The sequence below is a fragment of the Variovorax sp. YR750 genome, from assembly GCF_900109805.1.
GTDB lineage: Bacteria > Pseudomonadota > Gammaproteobacteria > Burkholderiales > Burkholderiaceae_C > Variovorax > Variovorax gossypii.
Window position 1 is genome coordinate 1 of record NZ_FOBJ01000015.1, and the last position, 19,292, is coordinate 19,292.

The 19,292-nt window shown below is 63.3% G+C and carries 9 protein-coding genes; all 9 read left to right on the forward strand.

Annotated features, from left to right (window positions below; all coding sequences use genetic code 11):
- Window positions 1–1,257, forward strand: a 1,257-nt coding sequence (locus BMY35_RS26920) for an ATP-binding cassette domain-containing protein (RefSeq protein WP_143080736.1), incomplete at its 5' end; no start/stop codon positions are given.
- On the forward strand, window positions 1,254–2,726 hold the full coding sequence (locus BMY35_RS26925; RefSeq protein ID WP_093206057.1) for an HlyD family type I secretion periplasmic adaptor subunit: 1,473 nt from the start codon (window positions 1,254–1,256) through the stop codon (window positions 2,724–2,726). The genes BMY35_RS26920 and BMY35_RS26925, both read left to right, overlap by 4 nt.
- A gap of 103 nt (window positions 2,727–2,829) precedes the next feature.
- Window positions 2,830–3,711: an SEL1-like repeat protein gene (locus tag BMY35_RS37875; protein WP_143043043.1), complete on the forward strand. Its 882-nt coding sequence runs from the start codon at window positions 2,830–2,832 to the stop codon at window positions 3,709–3,711.
- Between the two features lie 16 nt (window positions 3,712–3,727).
- Entirely contained in the window at window positions 3,728–12,190 is an 8,463-nt protein-coding gene (locus BMY35_RS39075) for a putative Ig domain-containing protein (protein WP_093206060.1), read from the forward strand.
- Window positions 12,191–12,297: 107 nt separating this feature from the next.
- Window positions 12,298–12,618 (forward strand): hypothetical protein, encoded by a 321-nt coding sequence (locus tag BMY35_RS26935; RefSeq protein ID WP_093429425.1) that lies wholly within the window; start codon window positions 12,298–12,300, stop codon window positions 12,616–12,618.
- A gap of 195 nt (window positions 12,619–12,813) precedes the next feature.
- Window positions 12,814–13,806 carry a DUF3616 domain-containing protein gene (locus tag BMY35_RS37880; protein ID WP_143043044.1) on the forward strand — a complete coding sequence of 331 codons (993 nt, stop codon included), beginning with the start codon at window positions 12,814–12,816 and terminating at the stop codon, window positions 13,804–13,806.
- Window positions 13,807–13,871: 65 nt separating this feature from the next.
- A complete protein-coding gene (locus BMY35_RS26945) occupies window positions 13,872–14,624 on the forward strand; it encodes a glycoside hydrolase family 25 protein (RefSeq protein WP_176947677.1) in 753 nt (250 codons plus the stop codon).
- Between the two features lie 158 nt (window positions 14,625–14,782).
- On the forward strand, window positions 14,783–17,287 hold the full coding sequence (locus tag BMY35_RS26950) for a phospholipase D-like domain-containing protein (RefSeq protein ID WP_093206068.1): 2,505 nt from the start codon (window positions 14,783–14,785) through the stop codon (window positions 17,285–17,287).
- Window positions 17,284–18,930, forward strand: coding sequence for a hypothetical protein (locus BMY35_RS26955; RefSeq protein ID WP_143080737.1), 1,647 nt, complete (start codon window positions 17,284–17,286; stop codon window positions 18,928–18,930). Before BMY35_RS26950 ends, BMY35_RS26955 begins: the two co-directional genes overlap by 4 nt.
- Window positions 18,931–19,292: the final 362 nt, after the last annotated feature.

A 19,292-nucleotide genomic window follows, 5' to 3' on the forward strand; every position in this document is an offset into this window, starting at 1 on the left:
CTGAGCCTGGCGGTGGTGCCCATCCTGCGCCGGCGCCTGGACGAGAAGTTCGCGCGCGGCGCGGAGAACCAGGCGATGCTGGTGGAGACCGTCAGCGCAGTGCAGACCGTCAAGGCCACCGCGCTCGAACCCGCCTTCGCCCGGCGCTGGGACAACCAGCTCGCGGCCTACGTCTCCGCCAGCTTCCGCACCCAGAACCTCGCGAGCTGGGCGCACGAAGGCGTCAACCTCATCGGCAAGCTCGTCAACGCCGCCACCCTCTGGTACGGCGCGCACCTCGTGATGAACAACGACCTGACCGTCGGTCAGTTCGTCGCCTTCAACATGTTCGCCCAGCGCGTGTCGCAACCCATCATGCGCATGGCCCAGCTGTGGACCGACTTCCAGCAGACCGGCATCTCCATGGCCCGGCTCGGGGACATCCTCAATACCCGCACCGAGGTGCCGCCGAGCACCGCCGCCCAGCTCCCGGCCCTCAAGGGCCGCGTCACGCTGGACAACCTCACTTTCCGCTACCGCCCCGAGGCAGCGCCTGTGCTCAATGGCGTCAGCCTCGATGTGCGCCCCGGCGAAGTCATCGGCATCGTCGGGCGCTCGGGCTCGGGCAAGAGCACGCTGACCAAGCTCGTCCAGCGCCTGTACACCCCCGAGCAAGGACGCTTGCTGGTCGACGGCATCGACATCAGCCTGATCGATGCGGCGCAGCTCAGAAGACAGGTGGGCGTGGTGCTGCAGGAGAACACCCTCTTCAACCGCAGCGTGCGCGAGAACATCGCCATCGTCGATCCGGCAGCGCCGCTGGATGCGGTGATCCAGGCGGCGCAGCTGGCAGGCGCCCATGAGTTCATCAGCGAGTTGCCCGAGGGCTACGACACCATGGTCGGCGAGCAGGGTGCAAGCCTCTCGGGCGGGCAGCGCCAGCGCATCGCCATCGCCCGGGCCCTGTTCACCCACCCGCGCATCCTGATCTTCGACGAGGCGACCAGTGCGCTGGACTACGAGAGCGAGGCCATCGTGCAGCGCAACATGGCGCACATCTGCAAGGGGCGAACCGTCTTCATCATCGCCCACCGCCTGAGTGCGGTGCGACATGCGAACCGCATCATCGTGATGGACAAGGGCCGGATTGTCGAAGGTGGCACGCACGAGAGCCTGCTGAGCAGGCCCAAGGGCATCTATGCGCACCTGTGGGGCATGCAGGGCGGTGAGCAGCCGACGGAAGCGGAAGGCTCGAAGGGCATGGGAGCTCCAGCATGACGCCCGAAGTGTCTACAACGGCTCCTGCGGCCAATGCGCCCAGCGTTCGGCATCCGGTGTTTGAGCTGCTGGGGCGCTACCGTGCGGTCTTCAAGGCGGCTTGGAAGCACCGCCACGAGCTGGCTGGCCCGAAGCGGCTGACTGATGAAGCAGCCTTCCTGCCGGCGGCCCTGAGCCTGCAAGACACCCCCGTGCATCCCGCGCCCAGGCGGCTGGCCTATGCGCTGATCGTGCTGTTCCTCATTGCATTGATCTGGGCCATCTTCGGGCAGGTCGACATCGTGGCGGTGGCGCCGGGCAAGATCATCGTGAGCGAGCGCACCAAGATCATCCAGCCGCTGGAGGTGAGCGTGGTCAAGCGGGTGCTGGTGCGGGATGGGGACCACGTGGAGGCAGGCCAGTCTCTGGTCGAGCTCGACCCCACCATGGCCACGGCCGACAGGACGAACGTCAACGAGCAGTTGAAGGCAGCGCAGTCCGAGGTCATGCGTACTCGGGCACTGCTGAAGGCGTTGAACGGCGCAGAAGCACATGCGCCGGATCTGGGCAAGGCCACTCCGGCGGGCTGGTCCGATGAAGACCTGACTTCAGCCCGCGCGGAGCTCAATGACGAATGGAGCGACATCACGGCCAAGCTGGCCAAGGCGGCCGCGGAGATCAACCGGCGTCAGGCGGAGATCGTGACTGCGCGCGAGGTCGTCACCAAGCTGGAGACGACGCTCCCCATCGCAAGACAAAGAGAAGCCGACTTCCGCCAACTGGCCGACCAGGGCTTCATGTCCAGCCATGCGAACCAGGATCGCACACGGGAGCGCATCGAGATGGAGCGGGACCTGGCGACGCAGCGAGCGAAGCTGGCGGAAGCCAACGCCACGCTGAGGGAAAGCGAGAACACGAGAACTGCCTATATCGCGGAGACGAAGCACAGCCTGAGGACAAGAGAGACAGCTGCTGAGCTCAAGCGCCAGCAAGGCACGCAGGACCTGGCGAAGGCAGGCCAGCGAGAGCGGCTCACCACGTTGAAGGCCCCAGTGGCGGGCACCGTACAGCAGCTCGCCGCACACACCGAAGGCGGCGTGGTCACGGAGGCTCAGCCCCTGATGGTGATCGTGCCCGATGGGGCGCAGGTGACGGCCGAGGTGACGCTGGAGAACAAGGACATCGGTTTCGTGAGTCCGGCGCAGGAAGCGGCGATCAAGCTGGAGACGTTTCCGTACACCCGCTATGGGACGGTGAACGCGACCGTGAAGACGGTGACGGCCGATGCGGTCAATGACGAGAAGCGCGGGGCGATCTTCCCTGTGACGCTCAGCCTGAGTTCCACCACCATCGATGTGGATGGCATGCCGATCAAGCTCAGCCCGGGGATGAACCTCACGGCGGAGATCAAGACGGGGAAGCGGCGAATCATCGAGTTCCTGCTCAGCCCCGTTCAGAAGGCCACCAGCGAGAGCCTGAGAGAGAGATGACGCCGCGTTCGTCGCGGGCGACTTGCAGAGGACCATGTGCTTGGTGCTGAGATATTGAGAGCGAAAGCAACCGATTGCAAATACTTAAGAGGAGATTGATTCAATGAATTCGAGGATTCCCAAGTCTGGAGGTCGCTGTCTTCGAACCTCCTTAATTTTATTGGCAAGCCTGTTTGCGGCGTCGTTTTTTTTTATTTCAGCTCACGCTTCTTCTACTGCTGCAACCATTGCAACGCCCTGTGAAATGGAGTGGGAGGCGCAGAAGTATGCGCAGCCACAATTGCCGCAAAAAAATGCAAGGCAAAGAGCCTTGGCTGAGCGAGGTGATGCTGACGCACAGTATTTCATGGGTCTGACATCACTCAATGAAGAAGAGCGGATGGCTTGGCTCAAGAAGGCAATTGCCGGCGGATCCAAAGGCGCAGCCGCATACTATGCCTATGAATTAGATGATCGCTGGAAAACACAGCCGATTGATCCTTCGAAACCAAACGGCCCGTATCAACCGGTAAATCGAATATTGCTCGAGAACTTGCTAAAGCCCGTAATTGACGCGGCACAGGCAGGTGACCCGCAAGCAGCAACTCATTTGATGCAGATGACCCGCCAACGATGGGACTATGCGGCACACGGAAATCACCCTTTTCTAAAACTCACGGATATTCCTAAATGGGCCTCTATTGCCGCGCGGGGGGGCAATCCAGCGGCGGCAGAGCTGTTGTGCGTCGCGCACGACCGAGACCATCTCAGTCTCGATGGTCTGGAAAAAAGCGACGAGCAGGCCTTCTATTGGTGCTCGATGGCTGCTCCGAGAACTTGCTCCGTCGCCGCGAAAAGTATCTTGTCAAAGCTATATGCAAGAGGAGTTGGCACACAAAAAAATGAAGGACTAGCGAAGTATTGGTCCGATAGGTTCAAAAAATCTTCTGATGGAATTTTGACGGAGCGCTTGGAAACGACGCCTCTGCCCATGTCGACACGCTAATAACCGAAGGATTGTCATGACTGAAGAAGTGGTTCCAACTTTCGATGAAATTCGAGCTGAAATCATTCGGCTAAGCCCTACTCGACAAGGTATTTCCCCCAATGCAAATATAAAAATCTGCATCTTGACCGATAGCCTGATCGAAGGGCTCTATGAAATTGGGACATTCGAAGAATGGAAGGCCAAGTACTATCCGTTGGGGAATATCTCGGACAAAGAGATTCGAGAAAACTACGAAGATGCAAAAAGCATCAATGCCAGCGTCAGTCGGTCTGCGCTAGATGCCAATGGACAGCCAGTGAAGGTTGCATTTACGGAGGCCGAGAAGGAGATCATCAAGGCGCAAGTCGTGAAGCTTTGGGGCGATGTCACCAACCTAACTTTCACATTTGTTGACGACCCCAGCGAGGCAGATATTCGAATTGGAATCTACGGGGAACGAGCCCCTGGGACTTCGGTCACACCTGTCTCCATGAACTTCGTACCGGGAGGAGGCCGAGCAGATTCCGGATACTCAGGTCCCCAGCGGCCGAATGACGTGTTTCTGCAAGGCTTCAACGCGCTCAACGGCATGGATGCGCGCAATATCAATGATCTTGCGCATGAATTTGGGCACGCCCTGGGGTTGTCTCATCCTGCTCGCGGCCGCCAATCGGATGGAACCATCGATGGGGCACTGGCAAAGAAGTACGACTCGCTTCAATGGGCGCTGATGAGTTACAGCAACAACAGCGGCGGTCGCTTGCAAAGTACCACGCCAATGCTGTTTGACGCTGTCGGGTTGGAGGCGCTGGGGTTGCTTCGCAGTGACATCAACTTGGGTGACACGGAGCACATCATCGATGCTGTCAACGGCGCCAAGATCATCATGGATTCTGGCGGGACCGATACCTTGGCGGCCAAGTACAAGGCTGCCGATGGAAGCATCCAGGTCAGCGACCTTTCTGCGGTCATCGATCTGCGAGCGACAAATTTTGCAGAAGGAAAAACCTATCTCAGTTCAATTCCCACCATCGGTGAGCACTTCAATAACGTTGCAATCTACCAGGGCGTACTTATTGAAAACGCCGTTGGCGGCAATGGCAATGACATGCTGATCGGCAACGATGCCGCGAACAAGCTTGATGGTGGCAAAGGAAACGACAGATTGGAGGGGGGCGCAGGTGCTGATACCTATGTCTTTGGAGCGAACTGGGGGAAAGACACGATCATTGACTCCGACGGTCTCGGCAGCATCCAGATCAACGGTCAGCCATTCGGCGGCCTGGCCAAGGCGAGTGGCGGGGGATGGGTCCTGAAGCTGGGTACAGGCACGTATCGGCTGAAGATCAGAGTGGCGCCGAATGACACAGAACCACAACTGGTCGTTACAAAGGACGGGGATCCCAAGAACAGCCTCGTCATTGAAAAATTCAAACTGGCGGACGCTCTAGGAAATGGCTATCTGGGCATCAAGCTTGCCAAGGGAGTCGTCGTCGCCATGGAGGGAGCAGGTGCCAATCCGCTCGAGGATCCTGACTTCGATCCGGCTACGGTGGCAGGCAGCAGCATCGTTCAAGAAGGCGCGGGCAAGACGGTCTCCTTCTACCTGGGGCGCCCTGCTCGCGCGGGTGAGACGCTGACGCTTTCACTCTCGGAGCTCGCGAGCCAGTTCCAGGTCGTGTTGGGCGACAGTACGGTCCCGATTGGCGACGCGATCATCGTGCTCAAGGAGGGGCAGACCTCGGTTTCTGTTGCACTGATCCAAGTCGGCGACGTCGACGAGGATGGCAGCGGCAATCTCACCGCGACCCTGCACGGACTCGATGGCGATGTCACCTCCAATGTCTGGGGCATTGAGTTGCGTGACGGCGGCGATGCCACCAAGACATACAACGGCGACCAACGGGCCTTGATCAGCGGCATCGAAGCAGACTTCAACGTGCACCCGGGTGATCCTGCTTTCAACACCTACAACTGGGGGGCCACGCAGTGGGCGCCCGATGGAACGCTGATTGGCGGGATCGCGGAGGAGGACTTCAACGACGTCATCTATGGCAGCGACGGCAAGGACCGGATGAACGGCTTGGGCGGCAACGACGCGCTGGATGGCCGAGCCGGTGACGACGTGCTGGACGGTGGCGTGGGCGATGATTTGCTCGCTGGCGGAGCGGGCAGTGACACGATCCGGGGCGGGGCAGGCAAGGATGTGATCCTGAGCGCCACGGGACTGAGTGCTTTTGCTCGTCAGCCAGATGACGAGTGGGCGCCACCGGGTGGTTCGACCGCCTGGACCCAGGGCAGCAACTGGGGCGTCTACTCCAGCGGTGGCAGTGGTCGAACGATCGAGGGCGGCGGTTCCATCTTCATGGACACCGCCGGAGACGTTGTGGACGCGGGCGACGGCGACGACATCGTCATTGCAGGGCGCGGCAACGATCACATCCAGGGCGGCGACGGTGACGATGCGCTCTGGGGACACGGCGGTGATGACGTTGTCCTGGGCGGGGACGGTGCCGACGCGCTCAATGGCGACGGGATCAAGGATTCTGGCTACTACCAGACAGTGGCGGACGCCGAGCACGGCAACGACTTTCTCGATGGTGGCGCGGGGGATGACGACATCACGGGCGGTGGTGCCAACGACGTGCTCTACGGTGGGCTGGGGGCGGACCTGCTTTGGGGTGATACCCGCAGCGAGGACGAGCTCGCTGGCGAGTTCCATGGGGAGGACTATCTGGACGGGGAGGCCGGAGACGACCAACTCGTCGGCGGCGGCAAGGACGACACCCTCTTTGGTGGCATCGGCAATGACAACCTGTGGGGCGACAACGACTCCGAAGAAAAGCTGGCCGGCGAGTTCCACGGGGACGACTACCTGGACGGCGAAGACGGCAATGACCAGCTGATAGGTGGTGGGGGGAACGACACGTTGCTCGGCGGAGCTGGCGCGGACGTCATGTTGGGCGACGACGATGCCAGCCAGCTGGAAGGCAGGTTCCATGGCGTGGACTATCTCGATGGCGAGGATGGGGACGACGAATTGACCGGCGGAGGCTCGGACGACACCCTGCTCGGCGGAGCCGGAGATGACGCGTTGCTGGGCGATTCATACAACGAGACCGACCTGGCGTCTGAGTTCCACGGGGACGACTACCTCGACGGCGGTGCGGGGGATGACCAACTGGTCGGCGGTGGCAAGGACGACGTCCTCTATGGCGGGGCGGGAAAAGACCGCATGTGGGGCGACCACGACAGCACGCAGAAGCTGGCCGGGGCCGCGCACGGCAATGACTACCTGGATGGCGGCGCCGACGATGACCTGTTGTTCGGCGGCGGAAAGGATGACACGCTCATTGGCGGCGACGGTGCCGACGAGCTTGTCGGCGATCTGGTCGAGGCGCAACTGGCCGGCGAGTTCCACGGGAACGACACGCTGGACGGCGGAGAAGGCGACGACCGTTTGTTCGGGTTGGGGAAGAATGACACTCTGCGTGGCGGTACCGGCAACGACCTGCTGATGGGCGACGGGCAAGTGTCGGAGCTCGCTGCGCAGTTCCACGGCAACGACTATCTCGATGGCGGTGACGGGAACGATGCTCTCTTCGGTGGCGGCGGCGACGACGTGCTGATCGGTGGTGCCGGGGATGACTTCCTCTCCGGGGAAGACCAGCAGAGCACGTTCTCGACAACAACGCTGACAGGCAACGATGCTCTCTATGGAGGTGATGGCAACGACACTTTGGTTGCGGGAGCAGGCAACAACTATCTGTCTGGCGATGCAGGCGACGACTATCTGTGGGGGAGCGGGGGAGACGACGTCCTGCTCGGTGGAAGTGGCAACGACTTCATCCGTTCGGGGGCCGGCAACGACACGCTGAACGGCGGAGAGGGCGCGGACTTCTACTATGTCGCCCTGGGCAGCGGTGCGAAGCACATCTCCGATGTGGATGACGACTCGCACAATGTGCTGGTGCTCGAAGGCGGGTTCAACTTCGGGCTTGTCCGACTCTCGCTCGGCTCGCTCGTGATCGGCGATGCTACGGGCACCACCGAGATTCATCTCGATGGTGTCGACTACGACGATCTGGCCGGGACTTCGCCTGTCCAGGAAATCAGGTTCTCCGATGGCGTGACGATGTCCATCGCGCAACTGATCGATGCCGTGCCTGTCGATATCCCGACGACCGAGTTCGCAGACACGGTGCGCGGTACTTCAGGCCGAGAGGTCATCCACGCCCTGGCCGGGGACGACGTGGTCGACGGCCGGGGCGGCAATGATTCCCTCGATCTTGGCGAGGGCAATGACATCGGCCGCGGCGGTGACGGCGACGACATCGTTCTCGGCGCGGGTGGCAACGACCAGCTCTACGGCGATGCCGGAAAGGACCGCTTGGAGGGCGGTGTCGGCGACGATCTGCTGGATGGCGGCTCGGACGACGACAGCCTGATCGGCGGAAGCGGTGATGACACACTCCTTGGCGCAGCTGGCAACGACGAACTGCTGGGCGAAGATGGCATCGATATCCTGAATGGCGGCGACGGCAACGACAGCCTGAGCGGTGGCACGGGCGACGATGCGCTGGAGGGCGGCACAGGAGATGACGTGCTGCTCGGAGGCGCTGGCGCCGACCAGTTGAACGGAGGCGAGGGTGCCGATCGCCTCGACGGAGGCCTGGGTGCCGACGCCATGGTCGGCGGCGCGGGCGATGACGAGTACCACGTCGACGATGCCGGCGACACCGTCAGCGAGGCACAAGGAGAGGGCCGCGATGCCATCTTCACCAGCATCGACTATGTTCTGGCCGAGAACATCGAAGACCTGCGCATCGTCCAGGGCTCCCTGGCCACGCACGCGACCGGCAATGCCGCGGACAACGCCATCGTGGGCAACAACCTCCTTGGCAGCACGCTGCGCGGCATGGCGGGCAACGACACCATCGATGGCGGCGCGGGCAACGACCTGCTGGACGGCGGCGAAGGCGCTGATCTGATGGCTGGTTTTACCGGCGACGATGAGTACCTCGTGGACGACGCCGGGGACCAGGTCAACGAAGCGTTCGCAAGCGGCGTCGACTCGGTCTTCGCCACCGTGAGCCATACGCTCTGGAGCAATGTCGAGAATCTGACGCTGGTGGGCCTCAATGCCCTGGATGGCGCCGGCAATGAACTGGCCAACGTTATCACCGGAAACGCGCTCGACAACACGCTCCGTGGCGAAGGCGGCAATGACACCCTTGTAGGCGGCGCGGGCAACGACGTCCTTGACGGCGGCAGTGGTGTCGACACGCTGGACGGTGGAGATGGCGACGACGTGTACAAGGTCGACAGCGCGCAGGACGTCATCGTGGAGGCTGCCGGCGGAGGCACCGACACGGTCATGAGCACGATCAGCTACGTGCTGGGGGCCGGTCTGGAGAATCTCACGCTGATCGGCCAGGATGGCCGCAACGGCACCGGGAATACCGGTGACAACGTCATCGTGGGCAACGAGTACGAAAACCGGCTGGATGGGGGCGGGGGCGAAGACCATCTGGAGGGCGGCGCGGGTGACGACACCTACGTGATCGACAGCGCCGGCGATGTCGTGGTCGAGCTCGAGGGCGAAGGCCGCGACACGGTGGAGATTGGGCGGAGCTTCTCGGTCTCGGAGATCGCGAACATCGAGAACGTGACGCTGACCGGCACGCTGAACATCAATGCCACGGGGGACGATGGCGACAACATCCTGATCGGTAATGCTGGTGACAACGTGCTCGACGGAGGCCTCGGGGACGACGTCATGGCGGGCGGTGCGGGCAACGACACCTACATCGTCGACGAGTACGACAACCGAGTCACGGAGCATCAGGATGAAGGCACCGACACCATCATCCGCAATTTCGACACGACCTACGTGCTTGAAGGCAACGTCGAAAACCTGACGCTCGCAGGCACCGTCTACCGGGGCAACGGCAACGAACTCGACAACGTCATCACCGGCAACGACGCCGACAACAACCTGCTGGGGCTGGGCGGCAACGACACGCTGATCGGCGGCGGCGGAGACGACGCGCTGTTCGGCTCCGAAGGCCAGGACACGCTGATCGGTGGCACCGGGGACGACTACTACGAGATCGATGACGCGGGCGACACCATTGTCGAGAACGTGGGCGAAGGCGATGACTTCGTTCGCTCCTCCATCAGCTGGACCTTGGGCGCCAATGTCGAGCGGTTGGCGCTGGATGGAACGGACGACCTCTATGCCACGGGCAACAACCTGGCCAACGGCCTTTGGGGCAACGACGGCAACAACCTGCTCACGGGCGGCCAGGGCAATGACTTCCTCTCGGGCGGGGCCGGCGACGACGTCTACGTGTTCAACGCAGGCGATGGCCAGGACACCATCGACAACACCGACGCAATCGATGCGCTCGACACGCTGCGCTTCGGTGCGGGCATTGGCGAGAACGATGTGTTGGCCTTCCAATCGGGAAGCCATATCTTCTTCAAGATCAAGGGAACCTCCGATCAGATCGCGTTCCTCGACTACTACGGCGCGAACACCCAGAGCGGCGGCGTCACGATGGACCACAAGATCGACCGTGTCGAGTTCGCCAACGGCACGGTGTGGGACCAGGCCATGATCCAGACGGTGGTGGACCGGGCCAACAACAATCACGCGCCGACCGTCAACAGCAACCTGCCGACCTTGCGGGCAAGCCAGGGCACCCTGTTCACCTATGTGGTGCCGCTCAACACCATCACCGACCCGGACGCGTGGGACTCGGTGATCTACAGCGCGACCATGCCCAACGGCGATCCGCTGCCGTCCTGGCTGTCCTTCGATGCACAGACGCGCACGTTCTCCGGGACGCCGACATCGGCCAACCTCGGCAGCCTGCAGTTCGTGCTCTGGGGCACCGACAACTACGGCTCCGGCACGGGTTTCTATGTCAACCTGAGCGTCACGCCGCCCAACCAGAGCCCGGTCATCGTCACGCCATTGGCCGACCAGAGCGTGGCCGAGGGCACCGCGATCAACTACACCATACCGTCTGGCTCCTTCACGGACCCGGACGCGGGCGACAGCCTGAGCTATGTGGCCACGCTCGCAGATGGTTCGGCGCTGCCTTCGTGGCTCAGCTTCAATGCCAGCACGCGCAGATTCACCGGCACGGTGCCCATCGGCTCGCTGCAGCCTTTGAGCGTGCGGGTGACGGCAACGGACCAGGGCGGGCTCGCCGTTCAGGACGTGTTCAACATTGCCGTGACGGTGCAGAACCTCACGCTCAATGGCACCACGTCGGCCGAAACGCTGACTGGCCGCTCGGGCAACGACACCCTCAATGGCAGCGGTGGAAACGACACGCTGATCGGCAACGCAGGTAACGACAGACTGAACGGTGGTACTGGCAACGACACGATGAGCGGCGGCACGGGAGACGACACCTACGTGGCGGACTCGACTTCAGACGTCGTGAACGAGAACGCCGGCGAGGGCACGGATACCGTGGAGTCGAGCGTGACGTGGACGTTGGGTGCCAATGTCGAGAGGCTGACGCTCACGGGTACGACGGCAATCAACGGCACCGGGAATGCACTGGACAACCTGCTGACCGGCAACAGCGCCGCGAACACGCTGACCGGCAACGCCGGCAATGACGTGCTCGATGGCTTGGCCGGCGCGGACACGATGAAGGGAGGGACCGGAGACGATACCTACTATGTCGACAACGCCTCCGATGTGGTGACCGAACTGGCGGGCGAGGGCACCGACACGGTGATCTCGACCATCACGCACACGCTGGCCGCCAATGTCGAGAACCTGCGCTTGAGCGCTACGGGTGCCGTCAACGGCACCGGCAACACGCTCGACAATATCTTGTATGCCGGTGCCGGGAACAACACGCTGAACGGGTTGGGGGGAACGGATACGGCTTCGTATCTCTACGCGGCCTCCGCTGTCACAGTCAGTCTGGCCGTCACCACGGCGCAGGCCACCGGCGGCTCGGGTAGCGATACGCTGCAGAACATCGAGAACCTGGAGGGCAGTGCCTTCAATGACACCCTCGCAGGCAACGCAGCTGCCAACGTGCTGGAGGGTGGTGCAGGCAATGACACCCTGACAGGCGGGGCCGGCAACGACACCTACCGCATGGAGAGAGGCCAGGGAAGCGACACGATCGTCGAGAACGATGCCACGGCGGGAAATGCCGATGTGGCCCTGTTCGGCGCCGACATCGCGACGGACCAGCTGTGGTTCCGCCAGGTCGGCAACAACCTCGAGGTGAGCGTGATCGGGTCTTCCGATCAGTTCACCTTGAACAACTGGTACCTGGGCAGCCAATACCACGTAGAGCAGTTCCGGACCAGCGACGGCCGCGTGCTGAGCGACAGCAACGTGCAGAACCTCGTGCAGGCGATGGCGAGCTTCTCTCCGCCGGCGGCGGGGCAGACTACGCTGCCGCCGAACTACCAAAGCAGCCTGAACGCCGTGATTGTTGCCAACTGGCAGTGATGGGCGTGCCTCGGGTGCATCCTTGTGTACCCGGGGCGCTGTTTTCAGGGACTGCTTCGCGCTGTCGCGATTCCGCTGGTTGAGGCAAGCGCAGCAGACCACGATCCGTGGCGGATCGGGATTTTCTGTCCGGTCGCCATGATGCGCTACCGGCACATGGACTGGCGTCTCGCAACTGGCTCAACCTGTTCGTGGAGCTCTACCTGGTGAAGCTGATGCCGGAGGTCAAACTGTATGTGACCTTCCAGCAGGCACGGCTCGCGTTTCTGTACTTTCTGTCAGAAATGGTCAGCTACCGCCGCGGCCCGAAGGCGGTCACAGCAGGACAGGAGGCTCGCTGCTGTCCTGCTGTGACGGTACTGCCGCATCGAGGCCATCCATGCTGGAGGCTTCCGTATCTGTCGGTGATGGTCATGCTGCGCGAGTAGCGCCATGTCGCAGAGACGTCACTGAACACACTGCCCGTGCCAGTGTCCGCTGCAGTACCTGGATGTCTGTTCATCTGAAGGCGGCAAGTGACCGAGGCGCGCTCCTATATTCAAGGGATGTGAACGTGCCCGGGCTCCTCTAGCATCCGGGTGCGTTGATCGGAGGAGAACGTGCCAGGAACAAGGACATATGCCATGCCAGCTTCACGGCTTCTTGGAGCGGTGCTGCTGGCATTCGCTGCCGCGACCGCTCAGGCGGAGACCACGCGCTACGTCGGCATGTGCGACGCGTCGGCGGCCGTCGGCCTCGGCTCCGATCATTTCGTCGTGGGCGACGACGAAAAGCACGTCTTGAATGTGTACCGTGTCGGCGAGCCTGCCGCTGTGAGCCAGGTGGACCTTGGGGCCTATCTCGGTGCCATCACGAGTTCTGGGGAGGCCGAGGAGATCGATATCGAGGGTGCTGCCCGGATAGGCGATCGGATCTACTGGATCGCCTCTCACGGCAGCAACGCAAAGGGGCAGCCGCAGCCTGCACGGCGCAGGTTCTTCGCGACAGCCGCGGTCGAGCACGTCTCGGTGCCGACCGCTCGGCCGCTCGGGACGCCACCCTACGCCCACCTGCTGGACAAAGCGCTGGCAGATCCCAGGATCGCGCCGCTGCTTGAGCGTGCGTCCAGGCTCGACCCTGAATCGGAGGAGGGGTTGAGCATCGAGGGTCTGGCGGCGGCACCGGGCGGAGGGTTGATGATCGGCTTGCGCAACCCCCGACCCCACGGGCAGGCGCTTGTCCTGCCTTTGCGCAACCCTGCAGCAGTGCTGGACAACGGGGCGGATCCCGTGTTCGGCGACGTGATCCGGCTGGATCTCGGCAAGCGCGGCATCCGCAGCCTGGAGTGGAGCGGCACCGAGTATCTGATCGTGGGCGGGCCGCACGGAGACCGCAGCAAGGACCCCAACGCTCTGAGCTTCGAACTCTTCAGATGGAGCGGCCCCGGGGCGCAACCGGTGCTGGTGCCGCAGCGCAAGTTTGCCGACCTTCATCCCGAGGCGCTGTTCAGGGTCAACGGCAATGGCCGCTGGTACGTGCTCAGCGACGACGGCGATATTCCCGTGGGAGACAGGAAATGCAAGAGCAAGAAGGTGCCGGACGAGAAGAAGGGCTTTCGGGGAACTTATCTGGACTGACCCGCGGCCCCCGTCACGGCTGGTGTATCGGCTCTGGGTATCGACATGCAGGAAGGACGGACATCATGAAACCACATCGCCTGACAGGCGCTTTCTTGCTGGCACTGTGCGTGGGCGCCGCTGTGGCTGGTCTTACGGATGCGGCCCACGCCGGCGAATTCGATCGGCCGTGGCGGGAGGAGAGCACCGCGCTGGTCATCGATCCCTATGCGGACAATCCCATCGTGTGGGACAAGCTGCAGACGGAAAAGCGCGTCGTCGCCATCATTCACAAGTCGACCATCGGGACCTCCCGCATCGATGGCAAGTACTTCGCCCGCAAGGCAGAGGCCAAGCAAAGAGGGTACCTCTGGGGCTCCTACCACTGGGGGCTGGCGGGTGACCCCGAGCGGCAGGCCGAGCACTACATCAACACCGTCAAGCCGGGGCCCGACGAACTGATTGCGCTGGACCTCGAGGATGCAACGTCTCACACGTTGATGAATGCGGACGAGGCACTGAGGTTCATTCGTCGCGTCAAGCAGTTAACCGGGCGCTATCCGGTTCTCTACACGAATCATGCGAGTGCCAAGCTCATCTCGAGCAAGTTCAAGAGCACCGAGTTTGCGCAGACTCCGCTCTGGTATGCGCGCTTCAAGGCGAGCGTCACCGATTTTCCCAAGGGGGTCTGGCCCACCTATGCGCTGTGGCAGTTTTCCAGTGAGATCCTGCCGCAGTTCCCGGTCAAGGGAACCAAGTCGGACATGGACGTCAATGTCTACAACGGAACCATCGAGGAACTGAAGGCCAGGTGGCCGCTCACCAAGGCCGTTCCATGAGTACTGTGCAGCTTGAGGGTTGCTTCCGGCGGGCCAGGTCGGAAGTGCCGGAGGAGGGGCGCGCCTGCGGTCCTCGGCCTGTGAGTGCGGCAGGGCTTTGGCGGCGGCACCATCTGGGTGACGAGGGCAGCTACGGTCCGCGGGAGTAAAGGAAAAAGATGCAGCACAACCTGGTCGGTGTCTTGCGCGAACTGAAGCCGCGCAGGGCGCTTTTCACGACCTACACGTTCAATCCGGCCTTCTTCGAAGCCACCATCCTGCAAGCTGCGTTCCGGCCCGACGGATGTCAAATCCATGTGCTGGTCGACGACGGACCGCTGGCGGCATCGGCTATTGGCTCGTATGCGCAGCACATCGGCTCGCGCTATGCCGTGGCGCCCGTGCGCGCTCCCGGCGGCGGAATCTTTCATCCCAAGATCGCACTGCTGGAGAACGATGACCGCCAGGTGCTGTGCGTCGGCAGCGGCAATCTCACCGCCTCTGGTCTGGCGCATCAGCTGGAATGCCTCGACATCACGGATCTTGCCGCGGAGCCCGTCGTTGCTGGGCAACTCCGGTCTTTCCTGCGAGCGCTTGCCGAGCGCTGCGGCTCGACGTCCCCGCGTGCGGCCGACATGCTGGTCTCGGCAGCGGATTCGGTGCGTGGCGAAGAGCCCCCGAGTGACCGGTTGCGACGAGGTGCGACCTTGATCCATACACTGGAGCGTACTGCCGCTGTGCAAATGGAAGAACTGCTGCGCCGTGATGGGCAACGAGCCCGCGTGCTCACCGTCCTGGCGCCGTTCCACTCCAAGGATGGCGCAGCGGTGCGCGCGCTCCGTCAGGCGGTAGACGCTCCCGAGCTGCACATTGCCCACCTGGGCACGGTCGCCTGCAACGCGCAAGCCTATGGCGATGCCGCCTCCTATGTGGTGCCGCGCGATCACCGAAAGGGTTCACCGCTTCATGCCAAGGTGTTCGAATTCGAGACGGACGACGGTGCGCTGGTGGTCAGCGGTTCCGTCAACGCGACCCGCCAGAGCCTTCAATCCACGCAGAACGTCGAAGTCAGCCTCGCGCGCTGGACAACCGTTTCTCCCTTCGAGTGGCAGCCCTGCGAGCCTGACCAGTTCGTGCCGCAGGTGCAGGTCTTCGAGCCGCGCCGCGTCTGGACGATGGAGGCCGTGCTGCTGGGCAGCAGCCGGCTGGAGGCGCTCGTTCTGGGCCAAGGCGCGACACAGGCGCAGGTCGATTGGGTGCTGGCGAGAGCCTCCGGCGAAGTCGAGCGCGGCTGTGCGACGCTGGATGCCAAGGGCCTGCTGAGGATGGATCTCTCGGCGCCTGTCGGAGCGGCTCACGAGGGCCTGACGCTGCATGTACGCGGATCGTCGGGCATCGAGGCGCGTGCCTGGGTGAACGACCAGCGCGCGCTGCGGGCCGTTCGCAACGGCGTCCGGCTCGGCGGGCGCGCTCCGGGTGGCGAGCCAGCGGCTTCCGACTATCGCTTCGCCACCGAGCTGATCCTGCGTGCGCTGGGGGGCCAGCCCATCCACGGGCCGGTGCGCACCGGCGCCAGGCAGCCGGAAGCTGCACAGGTGCAGGGTGAAGCACTCGATGAAGCGTTCAACTACGAGGACTGGCTGCGGTCAGGCCGGCTGCGAACAGCACCCGGCGCAACGCTGGGCCGACGCACGGGCGCATTCCTCGCCCGGGTGCTCGACCTTCTGTTTCCTCATCCCGTCAGCGGGAGCGAGAACGAAAGCGGCGACGCGGAGGCCAACGGCATTGCACTGGACGATGCAAACCCGGCCGATGAAGACGGCGAGCGACGCCAGGGCCAGATGCCATCGCCTCCAAGGCCGCAGCCGGCGCGCACACCGCAGGCTGAGGCGGAGCGGGCGCAGCTGCTCAAGGCCTGCCAGGCTGTGCGGGAGGCGTTCGAAGAAGGGCGCGAAGGAATCGGCTCGGCGGATTTGCTTGTCCTGGCAGTTTGCTCGCTGGACATGGAGCGTGCCCAGCAGCAGTTTCTGATGCATGCCGCTGGAGAGCCAAGCGCATTCGACGGGCATCGCGTCCTGCTGCTCTGGCTGGACTGCGTCAGCCGCTACGACTTTGCGACTGAGATTCGAGAGGACTTGCTGCCGGTGGCATGCGCTGTCGCCGCCGCCGCTGCCGCCATTCCGCCGCGTGCCGATCCCCTGGAGCGCCATCTGTCGCAGCTGCGCGATGCCGTCTGTCGCCTGGCGGCCCGGCCGCTTGCGCATGACGAGGTGCAGGAACTCGTGGCACGGGGCATGCGCGAGGAACTCATGCTGCGGATGGACCGCCGTTTCCGTGCAGCAGCGATGGCGAGCACGGCGGACGTGGCGCAAGCCGAGCCGCTCGACGGGCTGTTGCTGCGTGCGATCGGACTGCCTGCCGACCCGCTCGTGCCGGCGTCCATGGCGCCCATGCTTTCGGCGCTGGACCGGTGGTCCGATCGTTCGCGTGGCTTCGAGGTGCTGAGGCCGGCCCAGGTGCGCGCGGGCGGATGTCCCATCTGCTACCTACAGTTCAATCGCACGGAGCGCAGAGACCTCGCGTACCGGCGCTGGATGCTGCACGGAAAGGAGCGGCAACATGTGCTGCTCTATCCCGACGACGTCGACCGGTTCCGCCAGACCAGCGAGAGGACAAAGCCATGATCGAATGGAACGGCACCCGCTATGCCGAACCACTGGAACTCATGCGCGGCCAGGGTGATCCCCTGGACCTCGCTTCCACGAACGAGAGGCTCTACAACACAGTGTTCCCTGGTTTCAACAACGTGGTGCGCTACATCTGCGTGTATTCAGCGCTGTGCTGGATGGCGCTGCAGGTGCAGCGGCACCTGGAGTCCGCACTGGGCCTGAGCAAGCCGGCGGCCGAGGAACTCCAACTGCTGGCCATGGAGAAGATGGAGCTGGCGCTGCTCTGGGCCAACGGTCTGGAGGCGGAGCTGGCAGGAAAGACCCGGCCCTTCGCCGCGAACGGCAAGCTCCAGAAGCTGACCATGGACCAGTGGGACATGAACGCGCGCCTCATGTCGGCGCCTCAGTACCTGCCCAGCATGACCAACGGCCTGAAGTTTCTGGACGACCAGTGGATCTGCACGGACCGGGGACGGTTGCTGGCCGATGCCTTCGAGCAAAAGATGGGCGGGCCCCAGGCCCACCGGTGGCTGCGGGACGTGACCTGCCTAGAGGCCAAGGCGGAGCAGGTCGGTCGCGCCGAGCCGGCGCTGTCGGTGCTCACACAACCTAGCCACCAAGAGCAGCAGGCCTTCCTGGCATCGTTCTTCCCCGAAGATCCACGCAAAACCGGGAAGATCCGGGACCCGCGGGACCTGCAGCGGTGGGAAAGTCTGCATCTGGTGCTGCATACCCTTGGGCAGCTCGCTGGAGGTGGCCATGCTCTGGATGAGCAGTCTCTGCGCGCCGCGATGACAAGTGGTGTGACACCCGCGGGTCAAGCCGTGACGCGGCCTGGCCTGGAGAAATGCCAGGCCCTCTGGGCCGTTTTGCAGGTCCGTCTGCTGCAGCGGATGGCGCTCGAAACCCTGCTCGCCTTCGTCATCGATTGGGTCAGCGCGCATGATCGCTCGGGCCGTCGCGTGACCGACTGCGCCGATGCCGTCGGCCTCGTGGTGGGGCAGAGCTTCGCCGAAGCCGGATTTGTCACGTGCGGGGATCTGCACGCAAGCTTGATGCGCTCGCAGGGCGGTCGGGCGACGCTTTCGCTCGCGGCCGCGACCACGGGAGACGACGCGTCGGACCTGTTCTTCTACCTTGGGGAACTGGCAAAGCTCAAAGCCGCCCTGTGGCACGAACGTCCCGGCGACTGGCTGCGGCTTGCGGTCACGGCCTTGGCGGTCTGTGCCGTCGAGACCGAAAACTTCCTTCAGCCGCAGCTCGCGCATGCCGCTGCACTGCGTTCAGTCCCGTCCGAACGGACCTCCCTTGTGGCGCTGCATGCGTCGTTCGCACGCTTCCAGAATCAACCCTTGTCCAGCTGGACTCGCGAGCTGGTCACGGACTGGGTGTTCTCGCGATATGGCGAAGCGGCCTCGCAGCGCGCCATGGCAAACGGCGGAAAGCTGCGGTTCGACTTCATCGAAGGAGAGTACGGTCTGGAGCTCGGCCCACCGCGTACGCGGCCGTTTCAGGCGACGTGGCAGGCCGACAAGCTGTACACGGCGCTCGTGCTGCTGGAGCAGTGCGGTCTGATCCATCGCGGTGCGGCAGGCTGGCAACTGACATCGGCCGGTCAGCGCCGCTTGCAGCGGTACCGTGGCTCTTCGATGGCCTGAGATCCAGCCTTCCGGGAGATCCAGGACCATGCGGCTGTATGACCATGTCGTCCCGCCCTCGCGACCTCGGACGCGTCATGCGATATCGGTTGTCGCGCAATCGCTGGCGGCATGCACACCGGCATCACCGCATGTGTGATGCGCTTGCCATCATCGCGCCGACCTGCCGGCGCGAGCCGCATCCGTTGAATCCGTACGCGGAGCACGAGGAATTCGACGGGAAATGCCGAGCGACGGACTTGGAGCGCAGCCTCGGGCCGGCTGTCATTGCGATGCAAGGGCACCGCGCCGCGACGACTGCATTGTAAGAAGCGGAGCAACCTCTCAGTCACGTCCTCGAGCCTCGCTGCAGACACAGGGTG

Coding starts and splice junctions, on each gene's coding strand:
- BMY35_RS26955 (WP_143080737.1), top strand. CDS start 17,284: ATGATCGAATGGAACGGCACCCGCTATGCCGAACCACTGGAACTCATG.
- BMY35_RS37880 (WP_143043044.1), top strand. CDS start 12,814: ATGCCAGCTTCACGGCTTCTTGGAGCGGTGCTGCTGGCATTCGCTGCC.
- BMY35_RS37875 (WP_143043043.1), top strand. CDS start 2,830: ATGAATTCGAGGATTCCCAAGTCTGGAGGTCGCTGTCTTCGAACCTCC.
- BMY35_RS26925 (WP_093206057.1), top strand. CDS start 1,254: ATGACGCCCGAAGTGTCTACAACGGCTCCTGCGGCCAATGCGCCCAGC.
- BMY35_RS39075 (WP_093206060.1), top strand. CDS start 3,728: ATGACTGAAGAAGTGGTTCCAACTTTCGATGAAATTCGAGCTGAAATC.
- BMY35_RS26950 (WP_093206068.1), top strand. CDS start 14,783: ATGCAGCACAACCTGGTCGGTGTCTTGCGCGAACTGAAGCCGCGCAGG.
- BMY35_RS26945 (WP_176947677.1), top strand. CDS start 13,872: ATGAAACCACATCGCCTGACAGGCGCTTTCTTGCTGGCACTGTGCGTG.